Source organism: Candidatus Poseidoniia archaeon (assembly GCA_030748895.1).
GTDB lineage: Archaea > Thermoplasmatota > Poseidoniia > MGIII > CG-Epi1 > UBA8886.
On sequence record JASMLC010000004.1, the window covers coordinates 1 to 18,536 of the forward strand.

The 18,536-nt window shown below is 64.9% G+C and carries 22 protein-coding genes; 14 read left to right on the plus strand and 8 right to left on the minus strand.

The genetic code is table 11. The features are described from left to right. Nucleotides 1-891 (plus strand): hypothetical protein (locus QGG57_02300; protein MDP7007009.1); only part of this gene is annotated, 891 nt, incomplete at its 5' end. Between the two features lie 7 nt (nt 892-898). On the opposite strand, the gene QGG57_02305 is transcribed toward QGG57_02300, so the two are convergent. Further along, entirely contained in the window at nt 899-1,192 is a 294-nt protein-coding gene (locus QGG57_02305) for a DUF357 domain-containing protein (protein MDP7007010.1), read from the minus strand. A 53-nt stretch (nt 1,193-1,245) separates the two neighbouring features. On the opposite strand from QGG57_02305, the gene xseA reads away from it, so the two are divergent. The 4 genes from xseA to QGG57_02325 are packed head-to-tail and all read left to right on the plus strand — an operon-like array spanning nt 1,246 to nt 4,752. Further along, nucleotides 1,246-2,436 (plus strand): exodeoxyribonuclease VII large subunit, encoded by a 1,191-nt coding sequence (xseA, locus tag QGG57_02310; protein MDP7007011.1) that lies wholly within the window; start codon nt 1,246-1,248, stop codon nt 2,434-2,436. Next, nucleotides 2,409-2,624 (plus strand): exodeoxyribonuclease VII small subunit, encoded by a 216-nt coding sequence (xseB, locus tag QGG57_02315; GenBank protein MDP7007012.1) that lies wholly within the window; start codon nt 2,409-2,411, stop codon nt 2,622-2,624. Before xseA ends, xseB begins: the two co-directional genes overlap by 28 nt. A gap of 53 nt (nt 2,625-2,677) precedes the next feature. Beyond that, a complete protein-coding gene (locus QGG57_02320) occupies nt 2,678-3,685 on the plus strand; it encodes a hypothetical protein (GenBank protein ID MDP7007013.1) in 1,008 nt (335 codons plus the stop codon). Nucleotides 3,686-3,720: 35 nt separating this feature from the next. Continuing rightward, nucleotides 3,721-4,752: a hypothetical protein gene (locus QGG57_02325; protein ID MDP7007014.1), complete on the plus strand. Its 1,032-nt coding sequence runs from the start codon at nt 3,721-3,723 to the stop codon at nt 4,750-4,752. 5 nt (nt 4,753-4,757) lie between these two features. On the opposite strand, the gene QGG57_02330 is transcribed toward QGG57_02325, so the two are convergent. After that, nucleotides 4,758-5,831 carry a quinolinate synthase gene (locus QGG57_02330; GenBank protein MDP7007015.1) on the minus strand — a complete coding sequence of 358 codons (1,074 nt, stop codon included), beginning with the start codon at nt 5,829-5,831 and terminating at the stop codon, nt 4,758-4,760. Nucleotides 5,832-5,835: 4 nt separating this feature from the next. Then, nucleotides 5,836-6,162, minus strand: coding sequence for an iron-sulfur cluster assembly accessory protein (locus QGG57_02335; protein MDP7007016.1), 327 nt, complete (start codon nt 6,160-6,162; stop codon nt 5,836-5,838). Nucleotides 6,163-6,271: 109 nt separating this feature from the next. Between QGG57_02335 and QGG57_02340 the strand changes: the two genes are divergently transcribed. The 9 genes from QGG57_02340 (at nt 6,272) to ribA (ending at nt 13,072) form a co-directional block, all read left to right on the plus strand. Further along, a complete protein-coding gene (locus QGG57_02340; protein MDP7007017.1) occupies nt 6,272-6,718 on the plus strand; it encodes an SUF system Fe-S cluster assembly regulator in 447 nt (148 codons plus the stop codon). Then, nucleotides 6,715-8,163: a Fe-S cluster assembly protein SufB gene (gene sufB, locus QGG57_02345; protein MDP7007018.1), complete on the plus strand. Its 1,449-nt coding sequence runs from the start codon at nt 6,715-6,717 to the stop codon at nt 8,161-8,163. The genes QGG57_02340 and sufB overlap by 4 nt, the downstream gene beginning before the upstream one ends. Continuing rightward, nucleotides 8,163-8,912 (plus strand): Fe-S cluster assembly ATPase SufC, encoded by a 750-nt coding sequence (gene sufC / locus QGG57_02350; GenBank protein ID MDP7007019.1) that lies wholly within the window; start codon nt 8,163-8,165, stop codon nt 8,910-8,912. The genes sufB and sufC overlap by 1 nt, the downstream gene beginning before the upstream one ends. Further along, a complete protein-coding gene (gene sufD / locus QGG57_02355; GenBank protein ID MDP7007020.1) occupies nt 8,913-10,067 on the plus strand; it encodes a Fe-S cluster assembly protein SufD in 1,155 nt (384 codons plus the stop codon). Between the two features lie 76 nt (nt 10,068-10,143). Further along, nucleotides 10,144-11,370, plus strand: a complete 1,227-nt coding sequence (locus QGG57_02360; protein MDP7007021.1) for a cysteine desulfurase — start codon at nt 10,144-10,146, stop codon at nt 11,368-11,370. Further along, nucleotides 11,367-11,804 carry an SUF system NifU family Fe-S cluster assembly protein gene (locus tag QGG57_02365; GenBank protein MDP7007022.1) on the plus strand — a complete coding sequence of 146 codons (438 nt, stop codon included), beginning with the start codon at nt 11,367-11,369 and terminating at the stop codon, nt 11,802-11,804. Before QGG57_02360 ends, QGG57_02365 begins: the two co-directional genes overlap by 4 nt. Nucleotides 11,805-11,848: 44 nt before the next feature. After that, a complete protein-coding gene (locus QGG57_02370) occupies nt 11,849-12,217 on the plus strand; it encodes an iron-sulfur cluster assembly accessory protein (protein MDP7007023.1) in 369 nt (122 codons plus the stop codon). A 36-nt stretch (nt 12,218-12,253) separates the two neighbouring features. Continuing rightward, nucleotides 12,254-12,454, plus strand: coding sequence for a sulfurtransferase TusA family protein (locus QGG57_02375; GenBank protein MDP7007024.1), 201 nt, complete (start codon nt 12,254-12,256; stop codon nt 12,452-12,454). A gap of 27 nt (nt 12,455-12,481) precedes the next feature. Then, nucleotides 12,482-13,072, plus strand: coding sequence for a GTP cyclohydrolase II (ribA, locus tag QGG57_02380; protein MDP7007025.1), 591 nt, complete (start codon nt 12,482-12,484; stop codon nt 13,070-13,072). On the opposite strand, the gene QGG57_02385 is transcribed toward ribA, so the two are convergent. The 5 genes from QGG57_02385 to gcvP form a co-directional block, all read right to left on the minus strand. Next, complete coding sequence (locus QGG57_02385) at nt 13,069-13,875, minus strand: exosortase/archaeosortase family protein (protein ID MDP7007026.1); 807 nt, start codon at nt 13,873-13,875, stop codon at nt 13,069-13,071. The two genes, ribA and QGG57_02385, sit on opposite strands and share 4 nt — an antisense overlap. Nucleotides 13,876-13,900: 25 nt before the next feature. Then, nucleotides 13,901-14,335, minus strand: a complete 435-nt coding sequence (locus QGG57_02390) for an NUDIX domain-containing protein (GenBank protein ID MDP7007027.1) — start codon at nt 14,333-14,335, stop codon at nt 13,901-13,903. Between the two features lie 26 nt (nt 14,336-14,361). Beyond that, complete coding sequence (coaT, locus tag QGG57_02395; GenBank protein MDP7007028.1) at nt 14,362-15,240, minus strand: choice-of-anchor T family protein; 879 nt, start codon at nt 15,238-15,240, stop codon at nt 14,362-14,364. A gap of 176 nt (nt 15,241-15,416) precedes the next feature. Beyond that, on the minus strand, nt 15,417-15,665 hold the full coding sequence (locus QGG57_02400) for a glutaredoxin domain-containing protein (protein MDP7007029.1): 249 nt from the start codon (nt 15,663-15,665) through the stop codon (nt 15,417-15,419). Between the two features lie 21 nt (nt 15,666-15,686). Next, complete coding sequence (gene gcvP / locus QGG57_02405) at nt 15,687-18,533, minus strand: aminomethyl-transferring glycine dehydrogenase (protein MDP7007030.1); 2,847 nt, start codon at nt 18,531-18,533, stop codon at nt 15,687-15,689. Nucleotides 18,534-18,536: the final 3 nt, after the last annotated feature.

Consider the following 18,536-nt stretch of genomic DNA (forward strand, 5'->3'; position numbering starts at 1 on the left):
AGTGTCAGAGGAGAAGATGGCCTAACACCAGATGGGGGTGGCTCCGGCGAGCCAGCGATGACCAAGAATTACAATTCATCCAAGAGCAACACTTCGAGTGTCAGAGGAGAAGATGGCCTAACACCAGATGGGGGTGGCTCCGGCGAGCCAGCGATGACCAAGAATTACAACTCATCAAAGAGCAACACTTCGAGTGTCAGAGGAGAAGATGGCCTAACACCAGATGGGGGTGGCTCCGGCGAGCCAGCGATGACCAAGAATTACAACTCGTCAAAGAGCAACACTTCCAGTGTTAGTCATAGTAGTGGAGATTCAGGAGCGGTTGATCATAATTCAGCTAGATCAAATTCTGGATCTATAGTTAGTGGTGGAGGTGGTGGTAGTGGAAGCGGAACTGGCGTAATCGGTTCTACCTTCGGACTCGCTAAGACTATCCTCACGGCTGCGGTCCTGCTGACAGCCGCAGGTGTCGGATTCGACCTGTACGAAACCTACAACGATGCCATCGACCTTAACCTGGAAGACCATGTCACAGACGCTGATTTCGCGCTAAACGGAGACAAAACAGAAATTAACGGTGATATCAGCTTCAATATTCCGGAGATGGGTAGGTTCGAGAAGAAAATCCTGGCCCAAGTCCACGTAACGGTGCTGGAATCAAGTCCCACGACCGACGGTGATTACTCATTCGAGTACACCCTGGGTAGTGGTGAACAGACATACGAATTTTCTCTGACGGACCTTGACCCGGTCACCGTAGGAAAGATTAATGCCGGAGAAGACCTTGAGCTGGAATACACTACCAGCATCACGGTCATCTATCTCGGCGTAGAGCTGGCGCCCGCGACTACCGACATGCCAGCCAGAATTGTCACTGTCGAGACTGCCTGATTCCAGTTCAGTCCGTGGTAAACAGCCGCCAGTCGCCCTTGCCGTCGAGCAGCCCGAGGCGGACGCCGGCATCGAGCCAGCCGTGCGCGTAGTTGACGGCGGCGAACGCGTCGTCGCCACGGCCGGCGGCGAGGAAATGCTGCGCGTCGGAGTGGTAGGCGCGCGCCATCCCGAGCATATCTTCGGCCTGCGCGCGCGCGTCGTCACCGGCCGCGGCGGGAATCTCGACCTTCGCTAGCGCTTCGTCGGTCAGCGCCAAGTAGCGCTCAATGCGCTCGCGGCTGACGCTGAACTCGTCCATGTCCCGCCAGCGGCCGGCTGCTTAACCTTATCACCCTGCGCTGTTCGGGTAGAGTGTTCGCGCCGGTCTGGACGCTGCAGCAGCTGAGCCAGCGGGTCAAGCAGGCGGTCGAGGGCGTCGCCGAGTTCCGTGATATCCGTGTCGAGGGCGAAGTTATCAAGCCCTACAAGGCGGCGTCGGGGCATCTCTACTTCACGCTCAGCGACGGCCAGAGCAGCCTGTCGTGCGTCGCGTGGGCCAACAGCCAGGGGAGCTTCGCGACGCAGCCCGAGGAGGGGCAGCAGGTCATCGCGCGCGGGTCGCTCTCGACCTACGGTGCGCGGTCGCAATACCAGCTCACCGTGCGCGGGCTGCGCCCTTCTGGTGCGGGTGACCGCGCCGCCGCTATCGAGGCACTGAAGCGCAAGCTGCGCAGCGAGGGGCTTTTCGACGACCAGTATAAAAAAGAACTGCCGCGGTTTCCGCTGCACGTCGCGCTGGTCACCGGCGCCGGCTCGGCCGCACTCAACGACGTCCTGAAAGTCGCACGCCAGCGCTGGCCGCTGGCGCGCGTCAGCGTCGTCCCAGCGCTGGTGCAGGGCACCGGCGCGCCCGCGGCGCTGGTCGCGGCGCTGGAGCGCGCCGATGCGCTCGGTGCGGAGCTGCTGATACTGGCGCGCGGCGGCGGCTCGCCGGAAGACCTGGACGGCTTCAACGCCGAGCCGGTCGTGCGCGCGGTCTTCGGCTGCGCGACGCCGGTCGTGAGCGGCGTCGGTCACGAAATAGATACGACGGTCGTCGACTTCGTTGCCGACCTGCGCGCTGCGACGCCGAGCAACGCCGCCGAACTGGCGCTGCCCGACTGGCGCGAGGTGGACGCGCGCTTCGCCAGCGCGCTGCAGCAGCTGGCGGCGCTAGCGGGGCGGCGTGTCGAGCGCGAGGGAGCGGCGCTCGACGCGCTACGGCACCGGCTGGTGCTGGCGCACCCGCGCAAGCGGCTGCGCGAAGGGGTGCAGCGGCTTGACAGCGCGACGGCGCAGTTACAGCGCGGGCTGCGCACGCTGCTCACCGCGCGCGGCGAGCGGCTCGCGAAGGCGGGCGCGATGCTCGCGGGGCTTGACCCGACCGCAGTGCTGGGGCGCGGCTACGCTATCGTGCAGCAAGGCGGAAGTGTGCTGCGGACGCCGGTGCCGGTCGGCAGCGAAATTGATATTACGCTCGGCAAGGGGGGCATGGAATGTCAAGTGACGAAGACGCGGAGCTGAACTTCTCGCAGGCGCTGCAGCGGCTCGAGGCGCTGCTGGCGCAGCTGGAGTCAGGCGAGGTCGAGCTGGAAGAGGCGATGGAGCTGTTCGAGCAGGGCAGCGCGCTCGCCGAGCGCTGCCGCGAAATGCTCGCGAACGCCGAACAGCGGCTCGAGGAACTGGCACCGGCAGAGCCGGAAGGCGAGTGAGCGAATCTCGCCCGTCGTAACCTTAATTAACGCGAGCGGGCAGGTACGGTTCCTTGAGTCGTATCATCGCTTCAGCAGTGGCTTTCATGCTGGCCGTGGGCTTCCTGATGGCACCAGCTGGTGCGGAGGAGGAAGAATCCTTCTCGCCCAACCTTGCGCTGGGTTTCATCTGGAAGGAGGACGGGACTACACTCTCCCCACAGAACAAGCTGCCTGATGAAGCAGAGGCTCACACCAACGGTCGGGCAGATTTTGAACAGTATCCCGGTTTCCGGGCCAACCGCGAGGCGACCAAGGTTGGCGAGTGGACTACCGATGAGGTGGCCTACGACCAGTCCATTTCAGTTGACCAGGCTATTGTCTGGTGGAAAGGGAAGGACCCGGACTACGAGGCGGACTGTGAATGGACTTTCAAGTTCAGGGTGAATGGCGGGGATATTGATGAAAGCGTTGTTACCTGTAGCAGCAACGGCGACAACCTGGAGCGGGAGACCTGGGGCCTGGGCTGGGCTTACGACCTGGTCAAGGGCGATAATTTCGGTTTTGAGGTCTGGTATGAAGGGTGGGAAGATGCAGACATTTACCATGACAATATCTCCTACGATACCGGCTTCCAGGTGACTTCAAAGCCGCTCTCGGTCTTCAGGGCAAGTATCAGCGGCCAGTCTGTTTCGATTGAATTTGCCGAGGCGTGGCCAGTCGACTGGAAGATTAACCTGAAGGGCGACTACGTGATGCTGATGGGTATGGACGGCTACATGGCTGATAACAACAAGGCGTCGGTATCGCAGGGATCTGAGCACGAGATGGCTAACGGCACCATCGCTACCAGCACAGTCATCACCTGGGGGGGTGTCACAGGCAAGGACCTGAGTGTGATGCTGCATTACACCCAGTTTGACCACATGGCCAACGGCACCGGCGATGGACCGATTGTTACGCTTGGCATTGTTGCCGCGGGCGGTGGCCTCGATGGCGACGGAGAGGGATTCCTCGGCCTCCCGGGCTTCCCGCTGCTGTTGGCGATTCCGGCTTTCGCTTTCGCAGCACGTCGCCGATAGTAACCTTATTAATGCTAGAGGGCTGGCGCCGTCCCTTGGCCAGAATCGTCATTCCAGCTATTGCTATGCTCTTCGCCGGAGCGCTGCTGCTGGCGCTTCCCGCTGGCGCGGATGAGGGCGAACCGCTGGAGCCAGAACTAGCTATCAGCTTCAACATGAAGGATGACGACCTGGCCCTGAGCCCCCAGAACAAGCTCCCCGACGAGCCGGAGAAGGTGAAGCGGGTGAATGCCCAGTATGACCAGATTTTCACCATCCGGAGGGATTCACAGCCGGTCAATGTCGGCGAATGGGCTTCAGAACCAATAGTATATTCGCGGGAAATCCTGATTGAGGAAGCAAATATCTGGTGGCAGGAAATTGACGAGGATTACTCCAACAACGGCTGCGAGTGGGTCTTCTACGTCAAGCTGAACGACGAAACCGTGCAGGAGAGCTCCCACGACTGCGGCAGCCGGTCGGACGAGGAGCCCTACCGCTCCAGCTACAGCCTCGGGACCAACCTCTCGTTGCAGGATGGCGACGTCTTCAGCGTCCAGATAACCTACGAGGGATATGAGGACGTCGACATTTTCTACGATAATATCACTTACGACACCGGCTATACGGTGAAATCGAAGCCGCTCTCTTTCTACGGTGGTAGCGGCGGTGGTGGCAGTGTCACCATCGAGTTTACCGAGGCATGGCCGGTCGACTGGAATACCAACCTGAAGGGCGACTACGTGATGCTGATAGGGATGGAGGGCTACATGGGCGACAACACCCAGGCCTCGGTCTCGGAAGGAGCCGAGCACGAGATGAACAACGGCACCATCGCTACCGGCACGGTCATCACCTGGAACGGCGTGGTCGGTAACGAACTGAAGATTATGCTGCACTACACCCAGTTTGACCACACGGGTGGCGGCGGCAACGGTACCAACGGCACCACGAACGACCCGCTAGTGACGCTCACCATCGTCACGACCGCTACTATCAGCGACAACGGTGGCCTGCTCGGACTCCCAGGCTTCCCGCTGTTGTTAGCTGTGCCGGCGCTAGCTTTCGCAGCGCGTCGCCGCCGTTAATCCTCTCAGGATGCGGCGCTCAGTTCCATCATGCGCTGGATGGGTGCCGCGGCGGCCTCGATGACCTCGGGCGGCAGCTCGACCTCCCACTGCCGCAGGTCGCCGCCAGCGTCGATAGCTTCCAAGACGGGCCGGATTTTCTCGAGCGTGATGCGCGCCATATGGCTACAGCGCACCGAGCAGGCGGTCCAGAACTGCACCGTCGGGAACTCCTCCATCAGGTTCGACGTCAGCTCGCACTCGGAAGCGATGAACGCGCGCTCCAGCGTGCCGGCGGCGACGCGCTGCGCGATATCGTTGCGTATCTGGGTCGTGCTGCCGTAGAAGTCCGCCTCGCGTAATACTTCGGGCCGGCACTCCCAGTGGACGTAGATGCGCCGCGACGGGTGGCCTGGCGGGATTTCGAAGCCCTCCCGCACGGCGCAGATGTCGTCGAGCGCGAACTGCTCGTGCACCTCGCAGATGGCGCCGTGGCCGCCGTTACCCTGTCCCGGATACAGGACGCGCTTGCGCCCCTGCAACTCCGCCTCCAGGTTCTGCGCGAAGAAAAGGTCGGGGACGAAAATCAGCTCGTCGCCCGGCAGCGCCATGGCGATGCGCGCCGCGTTAGCCGACGTGCAGCAGACGTCGCACTCCGCCTTCGCCTCGGCGTAGGAGTTGACGTAAATCATGACCGGCACGCCCGGGTGGGCAGCGCGCATCTGCCGCACCTCGGCCGCACCGAAATTGTCGGCGAGCGAACAGCCCGCTTCCCAGTCGGCAATCAGCACCCGCTTTTCAGGGCTGAGTATCTTGGCGGTCTCGGCCATGAAGTGCACGCCGTTGAAGATGATGAATTCCGCCTCGGTCTCCGCCGCAGAGCGGCTCAGGCCGAGCGAGTCGCCCTGCTCCGCGCCTTCCGACAGGCCGTAGACCAGCGGCTCCATGTAGTTGTGGCCCAGAATAACGACGCCGTGCTTCTGCTTCAGCTCAAGAATGCGGTGCACCGTCGCCGCGTGCAGCTCGATTTCGGCGGGCGTGAGCGTCGGGTTCTCGCGCGCCACGATTGTGGCCTTGACTTCGTCGAGCGTCAGCGTCATAGGTTCAGATAGAGAACGATTCGCCGCAGCCGCAAGTCGCTTCGGCCTGGGGGTTCTGCAGCACCAGCCCTGAACGGGTCAGTCCGCCCGTAAGCGGGTCAATATAGTCGAGCGTCACCTCTTCCAGTAACGGCACCGAGCGGGGGTCGACGCTGACTATCGCGCCGTGCGCCTCAACCACGGCATCGCCCTCAACCGGCTCGGGGGCCAGCTGCAAGTCATACTGCATCCCGGAGCAGCCGCCACCGATGACGCGGACGCGCAGTCGCGGCTCGCCGCCGGCGGCGAGCCGCTGGATATGGGAAGCCGCCTGCTCGGTGATGGTAATCATTATCCCGCTCCAGAACGACCGGATATAAGGGTGCTGCCCCGACTATTACGGGCGCAGATTTTATATAGAACTGATTTAGTGCAAAATGCTCTCGCAGGGAAGCTAACACATGATACGAATCAACAAGCTGACAGACTACGGTATCATCATCGCCGTGCGCATCGCCAGCGACGAGCCGGGGCGGCTCCACAGCGCGCGCGAAATCGCCGCTGCCACCCGCATTCCGCCACCGACGGTGACGCGGCTGCTGAAGCAACTGGCGCGGAGCGGTATCCTGGCTTCGACTCGCGGCGCCAGCGGCGGCTACGCGCTGGCGCAGCCGCCCAAGGCGATTACGGTCGCGCGCCTGGTCGAGGCGCTGGAGGGGCCGATTGCGCTGACCGAGTGTTCCGAAGCGGTCTGCGGCTGCGCGCTCGAAGAGGACTGCGTCGTCGAGGCGCCGTGGCAGACCATCTCGCTCGCCGTGCGGGGGGCGCTGGAATCGGTGACGCTGGCTGACATGGCACGACCGTCACTTGCCCCGCCGCTAGTGTCCTTGGGAGGCGTGAAGGCATGAACTCCGAAACCGAGATGCTGCGCGAATACGCCGAGCGCGATTACGAATATGGCTTCGTCACCGACGTCGAGACCGACTCGGTCCCGCCCGGCCTGAGCGAAGAGGTCATCCGTTACATCTCGGCGCGCAAGCACGAGCCGAAATGGTTGACCGAGTGGCGGCTCGAAGCCTATCGGCTCTGGCAGGAGATGGAGGAGCCGCACTGGGCCAACATCGAGTATGGGCCTATCGACTATCAGGACATCGTCTACTACTCAGCCCCGAAGTCGAGCGCCGACGGGCCGAAGTCGCTGGACGAGGTGGACCCGGAACTGCTCGCGACCTACGAGAAGCTGGGCATCCCGCTCAACGAGCGCGAGAAGCTGGCCGGCGTCGCGGTGGACGCGGTCTTCGACTCGGTCTCGGTCGCGACGACCTTCAAGGACCAGCTCGCCGCACAGGGCATCATCTTCTGCTCGTTCAGCGAGGCGGTGCAGGAGCACCCTGAACTGGTGCGCACCTACTTGGGCTCGGTCGTGCCGCGCTCCGACAATTTCTTCGCGGCGCTGAACAGCGCGGTCTTCACCGACGGCTCGTTCGCCTACATTCCGAAAGGCGTAGAGTGCCCGATGGACCTTTCGACCTACTTCCGCATCAACGCTGCCAAGACGGGGCAGTTCGAGCGCACGCTGCTCATCGCCGACGAAGGCAGCTGCGTCAGCTATCTTGAAGGCTGCACCGCGCCGATGCGCGATGAGAACCAGCTCCACGCCGCTGTCGTCGAGCTGGTCGCACTCGACGACGCGAATATAAAGTATTCAACCGTGCAGAACTGGTATCCCGGCAATGAGGAGGGCGTCGGGGGCATCTTCAATTTCGTCACCAAGCGCGGCGCCTGCCGCGGCGCCAACTCCCGGATATCGTGGACACAGGTCGAGACCGGCTCCGCCATCACCTGGAAGTATCCGTCGTGCATCCTGCAGGGCGATAACTCCGTTGGCGAGTTCTACTCGATTGCGCTCTCCGCCCGGAAGCAGCAAGCCGACACCGGGACCAAGATGATCCATATTGGCCGCAACACCCGCTCGACCATCATCAGCAAGGGCATCTCGGCGCAGCGGGGGCAGAACTCATACCGCGGACAAGTCCGCATCCTGAAGAAGGCAAATGGCGCGCGCAACTACTCGCAATGCGACTCGCTGCTGATTGGCGACCAGTGCGGCGCGCATACATTTCCGAATCTGGACGTGCAGAACAGCTCGGCGCACGTCGAGCACGAAGCTTCGACATCCCGGATTGGCGAGGACCAGCTTTTCTACTGCCAGCAACGCGGGCTCTCGCTGGAGGACAGCATCAACCTGATTGTCAACGGCTTCTGCAAGGAGGTCTTCTGCGAACTCCCGATGGAGTTCGCAGTCGAGGCACAGAAACTGCTCGAAGTTTCACTCGAAGGGAGCGTCGGCTGATGCTCGAAATTCGAGACTTGAAGGCTGGTATCAAGGGCAAAACCATCCTGAAGGGGATTGACCTTGCCGTCAACGCAGGCGAAGTGCACGCCATCATGGGGCCGAACGGCTCCGGCAAGAGCACGCTGGCGCAGGTCATCGCCGGTCGCGAGCAGTTCGAAGTCAGCGCCGGCAGCGTGAGCTACGACGGGCAGGACCTGCTCGGGCTCGCCCCGGAAGAGCGTGCTTGCGCCGGCATCTTCCTGGCTTTCCAGTATCCCATCGAAATCCCCGGCGTCAGCAATAGCTACTTCCTGCGCTCCGCGCTCAATTCACAGCGGCGTGCAAGGGGCGAGCAGGAGCTGGACGCCTTCGAGTTTCTGGCCATCATCCAGGACCGCATGAAGCTGCTCAACCTGCGCGAGGAGCTGCTGAACCGGCCGGTCAACGAAGGCTTCTCGGGCGGCGAGAAGAAGAGGAACGAAATCTTCCAGATGGCGGTGCTCGAGCCGCGACTGGCGGTGCTGGATGAGACCGATTCCGGGCTCGACATCGACGCGCTGCGCGTCGTCGCCAGTGGCGTGAACTCGCTGCGCCGCGACGACAACGCCACCATCGTGGTCACGCATTACCAGCGGCTGCTCAACTACATCATCCCTGACTTCGTGCATGTGCTTGTCGACGGGCGCATCGTGCGCTCGGGCGACCGGCAGCTGGCGCTCGACCTGGAAGAGCAGGGCTACGACCGCATCGTCGCGCAGGCGGCATAGATGGACTGGCAGGCGCTGCTCGCAGCCGCCGATGGCCCGCCGGGGCTGGCCCCGTTGCGCAAGGCAGCCGGCGCGCGCTTCCTTGAACGGGGGCTGCCATCGCCGCGCGACGAGGGGTGGCGCTACACCGACACTCGTTTCTTCGCAAAGCAGGAACTCGAGCTGGCGCGGCCGGCAATCGAAATCGACGCGCCGGCCGGCGTCCGCGTACGCCCGCTCGGCGAAGCGGTTGACGCGGCACAGCCGTTTCTCGCTGACGAGGCGCAGCAGGAACATCCGTTCCGGCTCCTGAACGCGGCGCTGCTGCACGACGGACTGCTGGTCGAGGTCGCCGACGGCGCAACGCCTGACGGGGTGCTGCGACTGACGATTACGACTGCGCAGGGGCTGGCGCTGCCGCGGCTGCTGGTCGCGGTCGGCGAAAACGCACGGCTGACGCTGGTCGAGCGCTACCGCGCCGGCAGCGGCGCCTGCCTGCCGGTGACGCAACTCGCAGTGGGAGCCGGCTCCCGCGTCGAGCACCTGCGGGTCCACCACAGCCGCGAGGATGTGCACATCGGCTGCGTCGAGGTGCGGCAGCAGCGCAACTCGCTCGTCGCGAGCCATATGCTGACTTTCGGCGGAAAGCTGGTGCGCAACGACCTGGCATTCCACCTGCTCGGGCGGGGAGCCGAGGCGCGACTGAACGGACTCTACCTGGCTGACGGCGAACAGCACGTCGATAACCACACGACGGTCGAGCACGCGGTGCCGCACTGCGACAGCCGCGAAACCTACCGCGGCATCCTTGGCGGCAAGGCGAGCGCGGTGTTCAACGGCCGCGTGCATGTCCACCCCGACGCGCAGCGCACCGACGCGCAGCAGTCGAACCAGAACCTGCTGCTGACCGACGACGCGGTCATCCACACCAAGCCGGAGCTGGAAATCTACGCCGACGACGTCAAGTGCACCCACGGCGCGACCGTCGGGCAGCTTGACCGCGAGGCGCTTTTCTATTTGCGGTCGCGCGGTCTCGCCCACGACGAGGCGCGGCGGATGCTCGTCGACTCGTTCGCCGCCGAAATCGTGCGCCGCATCAGCGACGAACCGCTGCGCGACGAACTGGCGGAGGCGGTCGTGGCGCGACTTCCGGGAATGCTGGCGGGGGCGGCGTGAACGCCGCCCCGGGTCAGCCGGACTGGCGGCTTCAAGACGCGAAGCGCGCCCCGAAGTCACCAGCAGCGGAGGCGACATGAGCGCAGCGCCACTCGACTGCATGGCGCTGCGCGCCGACTTCCCGGCGCTACAGCAGGAAGTGCATGGCCGGCCGCTGGTCTATCTCGACAACGCTGCGACGACGCACAAGCCGCGGGCGGTGCTCGACGCGCTCGACAGGTTCCACCGCCGCGACAACTCCAACGTCCACCGCGGCGTCCACACCCTGAGCCAGCGCGCGACCGATTCCTACGAGGGCGCGCGCCAGCAGGTTGCGCAATTCCTGGGCGCCGGGACGGACGAAATCGTTTTCGTGCGTGGCGCGACCGAAGCGATTAATCTCGTCGCGAACGCGTTCCTGCGGCCGCGGCTGCAGCCGGACGACGAGGTGCTGGTTACGGCGATGGAGCATCACGCTAACATCGTCCCGTGGCAACTGGCGTGCGACGCGACCGGAGCGCAGCTCCGCGTCGCGCCGATGTCGCAGGCGGGCGAGCTGCTGCTCAACGAGCTCGAAGCGCTGCTCTCGCCACGCACGAAACTGCTGGCGCTGACGCACGTCTCCAACGCGCTCGGCACGGTGAATCCCGTCGCGCAAATCGCCGAAATGGCGCACGCGCACGGAGTGCCGGTACTGGTCGATGGCGCACAGGCGGTGCAGCACCTGCCGGTCGACGTCGCGCAGCTCGGCGTCGACTTCTACGCGCTCTCGGGCCACAAACTCTACGGCCCTACGGGAATCGGCGTGCTCTGGGCGCGCTCCGAGCACCTGGAAGCGATGCCGCCGTGGCAGGGGGGCGGCGACATGATTCGCTCCGTCACATTCGAGAAAACAGAGTTCGCGCCGCCGCCACTGCGATTCGAGGCGGGGACGCCGCACATCGCCGGCGCCATCGGGCTCGGCGCAGCGGTCGAATACCTATCGGGAATCGGGCTCGAGGTGATTGCCGCACACGAAAGCGAGCTGCTGACGGCCGCGACCGACGCGGTCGCGGCTATCGACGGCGTGCGGCTCATCGGCACCGCCGCGCAGAAGGCAAGCGTGCTTTCGTTCGTGCTCGAGGGAGTGCATCCACATGACATTGGCACGGTGCTGGACCGGAACGGCGTCGCGGTGCGCACCGGCCACCACTGCGCGCAGCCGGTGATGGCGTTTTACGGCGTGCCGGCGACGGTGCGCGTTTCGTTCGGTTTATATAATTATTGTGCAGAAATCGAACCACTCTACGCAGCGCTGTGCGAGGCACAGGAGCTCTTCGCGTGAGCCTTTCAGAGCTTTATCAGGAGCTCATTCTGGACCATAATCGCAGCCCGCGCAACCGCGGCACGCTCGCGGCGCCGACGCACTCCGCGACGGGGCACAACCCGCTCTGCGGCGACCAGCTCACGCTCGAGCTGCGGCTTGCCGACGGGAAGGTCGCCGAGGTCGCCTTCGAAGGGAGCGGCTGCGCCATCTCAACCGCGTCGGCGAGCCTGATGACCGACGCCGTCAAGGGCCTGGACGAGGCGGAGCTGGAAGCGCTCTTCGCGAAGTTCCACGCGCTCGCGACCGGCGACGGGCAGCCGGCCGGGGGGCTGGGCAAGCTGGCTGCCTTCGGCGGGATTCGTGACTACCCGACGCGGGTGAAGTGCGCGACGCTGGCGTGGCACACGCTGCGGGCGGCGTTCCACGGCGAGCAGGGGGCGACGACCGAGTGAGTGACACAAGCTCTAATACTGCCGCGGGGAGTCATGACCCAGACATGACCACCAGCTCTGAAACCGTGCTCGCGTCGGACGGGCAGCCGCTGATTACGGTGACCGAGGCGGCCGCCGCCGAACTGCAGCGCGCGATGGAAGCGCAGGGCAAGTCGGACTTGGCACTGCGTATCGCGGTCTTTCCGGGCGGTTGCGCCGGGATGCAATATGGCCTGAGCCTTGATTCCGAGGAACAGCCGGGCGATGAGGAATTCGAGTCGGGCGGCATCCGGCTGGTCGTCGGGCGGCAGGACCTGCCGCTGATAGCGGGGATGCAAGTTGACTACGTCCAGTCAGTGAACGGCTCGGGCTTCAAGGTCGAGAACCCGAACGCCAGCGAAAGCTGCGGCTGCGGGTCGAGCTTCTCCTGCTGATGGCCTGGCGGGGGCGATAACCTGAAAGAGGTCGACGTGCGGGGATTGCAATGTACGCAGGCGGTGATGGCACTACTGCGCGCGCTGATGCCGCTACCGACCGGCGAAGAATTGCAGGTGCAGTGGGATGAAGATGACGCGAAGCGGGATATCCTGACGGTAATCCGGCGACGCAAGTACACGCTGGTTTCCGACAGCGAGGAAGACGGGCGCAAGCTGCTCGTCGTGAGCAAGTAATAAAACCGGCCGCAGGGTGGCGCGCCAATGGCAGAACCGTGCGAGGACGATGCACTGGCGGCAGCGCGGCTGCCGACCCGCTTCGGTGAGTTCCGCATTCTCACCTTTCCCGGTGAGACGACCAACCGCGAGCATATCGCGCTGGCGCTGGGCGACATGGCGGGCGAAGTGGTGGTGCGCATCCACTCGGAATGCCTGACGGGCGACGTGTTTCACTCCGACCGCTGCGACTGCGGCGAGCAGCTCGACCTGGCGATGGAGCGCATCGCCGAGGCAGGCAGTGGCGTCATCATCTACCTGCGGCAGGAGGGACGCGGCATCGGGCTGGTCAACAAGCTCCACGCCTACAACCTGCAGGACGAGGGGCTCGACACGGTCGAGGCCAACGAGGTGCTGGGGTTCAGTGGCGAGATGCGGCAGTATGGCGACGGCGTCACCATACTCAAATGTCTAGGCGTGAGCTGCGTGGCGCTGCTGACCAACAACCCCGCCAAGGTCGAAGCATTGCGCGAAGCGGGCCTGACGGTGCGGCGCGAGCCGCACACTGTGGCGCCGAAGGCGGAGAACCGTAGCTACCTGCGCACTAAGGCAGGCAAGATGGGGCACCTGCTGGACTAGGTCGGGCGGGTGCGGCTGCGATTCTCGGGGCGGCCGCCAATCGTCATCACCCACAGCATGAAGAGCGCCATGATGAGCGCATACTGGCCAGTCTGCCACCAGAAATAATGCACTTTGTCCCAAGTCGCGAAACCGTATTGCATGATGAGCGGGTAGGCAGTGATTATGCGCAGTGCATTCTCGAAAAAGATGAAGATGGCGGCATACGCAGCCCAGCGCACGCGCACCATTGGCTGCACACCACGGAAGCAGAGGATGAGCAGCCCGAGGAACAGGGTCTCGTGCAGACCGGTGCAGGCGGCCACGATTTCCAGGTCAATCATGTCGTCGTAGAGCAGCAGCGTCCCGTTGCTGCCGCCGATGGCGACCGCAACGCCAAACGCGCTCTCGACCGCCCAGACGAACCAGGTCAGGAAGCGCTGGTAGAGCAGCATCGAGTTCTCGGCGCGCGTCATGTGCTGGAACGCCAGGTCGGCCGGCAGCACCACTGCCATCACCAGCGCGAAGTTGAACGCGACCCCGACAAGGGTGCGGTCGCCTTTCTTCTCGGCACCAATCTGTGCACAGAGCCAGTCTTCGGCACGGTCGAGCTCGTGGCCTGCGGCTCCGCTGACGCGCTCGAGCAGCGCCTGCGGGGTGGTCGCCGTGCGGGGGTTGCCGAACGCCAGCCAGCCGCCGCCCGCTGCGCCGGCCAGTGCGACCAGCGCCACGCTGCCGCCGTAGAAGAGCGCAAAGCCGAGCAGCAGCAGCGTGGTGGTGGCCAGCAGGGCCTGCATCTGCTCGCGGCGGTTCAACGGCTGCATGCGCCCCCTGCGTTCGTCGGGGACATTAAAGCTGCTGTCGCACGAACTTGCGTGCAGCCGCCAGCGCTTCGCGCGTCGTGTCGTGCGTCGCGCGCTCGAGCGCCGCGTCCCACGCGAGCCACGCCGAGGCGGTATGCTCGTCGCTCAGCTGCACGTCGCCTGACGGGGATTCGGCGAGGAAGAAGAGCACGCGCTTCGGAATCTGCTTGCCGTCGCGCGCCTTGAGATAACTGGTTTCGTGGCGGAAGCCATCGATTACCCTCGCCCCCGTCAGGCCAGTCTCTTCCGCCAGCTCGCGGTGCGCCGCCGCGATATTGGTTTCGCCTGGCTCGACGCGCCCCTTGGGCGGCGCCCAATGCCCCTCGAGGTGGCGCAGCAGCAGCGTGCGGTCGCCGCGCAGCAGGATGAAGCCGCAGGCGAACTCGCCAGTTCCAATGTCGCCATCCATTCCGCTACCCATTGCAGCTGGCTGCGCGTCCGGGACGCTTACTCGTCGTCGCGCTTCACCCGTGCCAGCGTTATCGCGACGAAGGCGAGCGCAAGCAGCGAGAAGGCAGACTCGAAGCCGGGGACGAAGACGCCGCGCACCCAGAGGGTCGAGGTTACCGAGCGTGCCTCGGTCTCGCCCGCGAGCGTGGTCGAGGCCTTCATGATGACAGTATGGTATTCGTTGAACCAGCCGATAACTGTGCCACGCGGGGTCTGGAGGGAAATCATGACCACCATTTCGCCCTGACTGTCAATCTCAATCTGCGGTTGCGAAAGTGCGACGATGAAACCGGCTTCCTCCAGGTCTTCCTGGTTGAGCACCTCGAGCAGGATGGTGTCGACGTAGTTACCATAGTTGATGACGGTGAATGATACGGGGAACTGCTTGCCGGGGCCGACCCGCTGGAAGGGCTGGTCGGCACGAATCGAGAGCCGTGCATACTGCTGAATACTGACGGTGAATCCACCATTCTTGTTCACCTGTCCCTGCTGGGTGTTCGACTCACGGCCGCTTGCCAGCGCCGTGACCTGCACAATCTTGTAGTTGGAACGGGTTGCTGCAACGGCACAGACCGGGATTGTGATACTGGCGCCCGCAGAGAGCGTTACAGAAACCGCACCGGGAGAAATCGTGACTCCCCCGCCGCTCATGGCGACGTCAACGTCGATGTTGGCGGTTCCCTCGTTGGAAATCTGGAGCTCGAGGCAGCCGACGCCTGAGGCGCCGGGGCGCACATCGACTTCGATGTTCGCTGCGGAGAAACTGATGGAATATGCTACGACCGCCGTCTGCGCCTCCGCTTGCGGGGCGATGAGGAAGAGCGTGCTTCCCAGCATGATTGCGGCCATGAGCAGTGCGCGGGTAGGTGTCGACATATTTTGTCTCCGTCGGGGCTGTACTATCGAGATATATAGCATTTGCCCGCCGGCGTACGAAGGCTGCGCCATAAAAAGGCTATCGTTTTTATTCACTCGATTTTTAACTTCGCCGCCAACTGCTCATTCGTCGGCTCGACCAGCAGGCGCGCCTCGGCGGCACAGCCGGCGGGGCGCTAGCCTGCGCCCGGTGCAGTCAGCTTCGTTTCGAGCTCCGCATTCGTCGGCTCGACCAACACGCTGCCGTCGTCAAACTCGAGCACCGGCACGCGCTGGTAGCCGTCGTTGAGTGCAACGGCGCGGTCGCGGAGCGCATCGTCGCTCTCGATATCGAGGAACTCGTACGAAATATTCTCGCCATCCAGCCACGCCTTGGCGCGATGGCAGTCGCCGCACCACGCGGTGCCGTACATGCGCAGAGTCATAGTGCGTCAGCCGGGACGCAGCTAAACCTGTTCCGCCCAGTCATCGGGACAACTGCACGAAAGGTTGCGGTCACCCCACGCCTGGTCGATACGACCGACCGGTGGCCAGTACTTGTAATCGTGCAGCCACTTCGCCGGGAATGCCCCCTGTTCGCGCGGATAGGTGCGATTCCATACATCGGCTGTTACGGTAGCGGCTGTGTGCGGCGCATTGCACAGTGAGCTATCGCTAGGGGCGAGACTGCCGTCGGCGACCGCGGCGATTTCGGCGCGAATCGCGAGCATGGCGTCGCAGAAGCGGTCCAGCTCGGCGCGCGACTCGGACTCGGTCGGCTCGACCATCAGCGTCCCCGGCACCGGGAAGCTCATCGTCGGCGCGTGGTAGCCGTAGTCAATCAGCCGCTTGGCGACGTCGTCGACTGTCAGCCCCGCGTCGGCCAGCATCTGCCGCGTGTCGAGGATGCACTCGTGCGCGACGCGGCCGGTGGCGCCGGTATAGAGCACAGGGTAGGCGTCGCCGAGCCGCTGCGCGACGTAGTTGGCGTTGAGGATGGCGACCTGCGTCGCTTCGCGCAGCCCCACCGCGCCCATCATCGCGATGTACGCCCACGTTATCGGCAGGATTAGCGGGCTGCCGAAGTTGGCGGCCGAGACGGCGCCGCCACTGGCGGCGCCGTCGAACGAGTTGCTCGCGAGCGGGTCGTCAGTTAACGGGTCGCCCGGCAGGAACGGCGCGAGGTGGGCGGCGACGCCGATCGGCCCGGCGCCGGGGCCGCCGCCGCCGTGCGGGATGCAGAATGTCTTGTGCAGGTTGAGGTGGCAGACGTCGGCGCCGAACTCGGCCGGCCGGCAGAGGCCGACCATCGCGTTGAGGTTGGCGCCGTCAAGGTAGACCTGCCCGCCCGCGGCGTGGACGACGTCGCACACTTCGCGGATGTGCGCTTCGAATACGCCGTGCGTCGAAGGGTAAGTGACCATCAGCGCCGCCAGCGCGTCGCCGCAATCAGCAGCGCGGGCCTTGAGGTCGGCGAGATCGATGTTGCCGCCAGCGTCGCACGCGACCGGGACGACGCGCATGCCGGCCATCACCGCCGAGGCGGGGTTGGTGCCGTGCGCGCTGGCGGGAATCAGGCAGGCGTCGCGGCCGCCTTCGCCGCGCGATGCGTGGAAGGCGCGAATCGCGAGCATCCCCGCCAGTTCGCCCTGCGAGCCGGCGTTGGGCTGGAGCGAAATGGCAGCGAAGCCGGTCATCTCGCAGAGCCATGTTTCGAGGTCGGTGATGAGGCGGCGGTAGCCGGCCGCCTGCTCCGGCGGCGCGAAGGGGTGGAGGTCGGCGAAGCCGGGCCACGTTATCGGCTCCATCTCGGCCGCCGCGTTGAGCTTCATGGTGCAGGAGCCGAGCGGAATCATGCTGGTGTTCAGCGCGAGGTCCTTCGTTTCGAGCCGGTGCAGGTAGCGCATGAACTCGGTCTCGCTGTGATACTGGTTGAAAACCGGATGCTCGAGGAACGGCGATGCGCGCTCCAGCGCAGCCGGCAGCGCGTCGCCGTGCGGGGTCGCCTGCTCCGCACCGAACAGGTGCAGCAGCTCCGCCAGTTCCCCGTCGCCGACGGTCTCGTCCAGCGCGATGCCGACATCGCCGTCACCGAGGTCGCGCAGGTTGATGCCGCTCGCGGCGGCGCGTTCGAGCGCGCCGGGGGCGGTGACGCGCAGCGTGTCGAAGAAATGGTCGTGCGCGACCGGAACGCCAGCCGCGCGCAGCGAAGCCGCCAGAATCCCCGTAAGGCAATGCACCCGCTCGGCGATGGCGCGCAGCTTGCGGGGGCCGTGGTAGACTGCGTACATCGCCGCGGTGACGGCGAGCAGCACCTGCGCGGTGCAGATATTGCTCGTCGCGCGGTCGCGCCGGATGTGCTGCTCACGCGTCTGTAGCGCCAGCCGCAACGCGGGCGCGCCGTGCGCGTCGCGCGAAACGCCGACGAGGCGTCCCGGCAGCCGCCGCTTGAGCGCGTCACGCGTCGCGAGGAACGCCGCGTGCGGGCCGCCGTAGCCCAGCGGCACGCCGAAGCGCTGCGACGAACCGACGACAATGTCGGCACCCCATTCGCCGGGCGGCTTGAGCAGGCAGAGCGCCAGCAGGTCGGTCGCGACGACCGCCAGCGCGCCGGCGTCGTGCGCCGCGGCGACCACGCCCGCGTAGTCGCAGACCGCACCGTCGGTGGCGGGGTACTGTAGCAGCACGCCGAAGACGTCGTCGTCGAACTCCATCTCCGCCACCGGCGCGACGACGACGCGCAGCCCGAGCGGCGCAGCGCGGGTGCGCACGACGGCGATGCTTTGCGGATGGCAGTCGGCGGCGACCACGAAGGTGGCGCGGTCGCCGCGCGCCGCGTTGCACGCCATTGACATCGCTTCGGCGGCGGCGGTCGCTTCGTCGAGCAGCGAGGCGTTGGCGATTTCCATCGCCGTCAGGTCGCAAACCATGGTCTGGAAATTGAGCAGCGCTTCCAGCCGCCCCTGCGCGATTTCCGGCTGGTAGGGCGTATAGGCAGTATACCAGCCGGGGTTCTCGAGCAGGTTGCGCCGCAGCGCCGGCGGCGTGATGGTGCCGTAGTAGCCCATCCCGAGGTAACTACGCGCCACCACGTTGCGCCCCGCGAGCTCACGCAGCGCCGCCAGCGCCGCCGCTTCCGAGAGCGGTGGTGGCAATTCGAGTGTCCCCGCCAGGCGAATGTCGGCCGGCACGACCGCGTCGGCCAGCTCGTCCAGCGTCGCGCAGCCGAGCTCGGCGAGCATCTCCGGGATGTCGGCTGGCGCCGGCCCGATGTGCCGGCGCACGAAGGTGTCGGGATGCTCGAACTGTGCCATCGT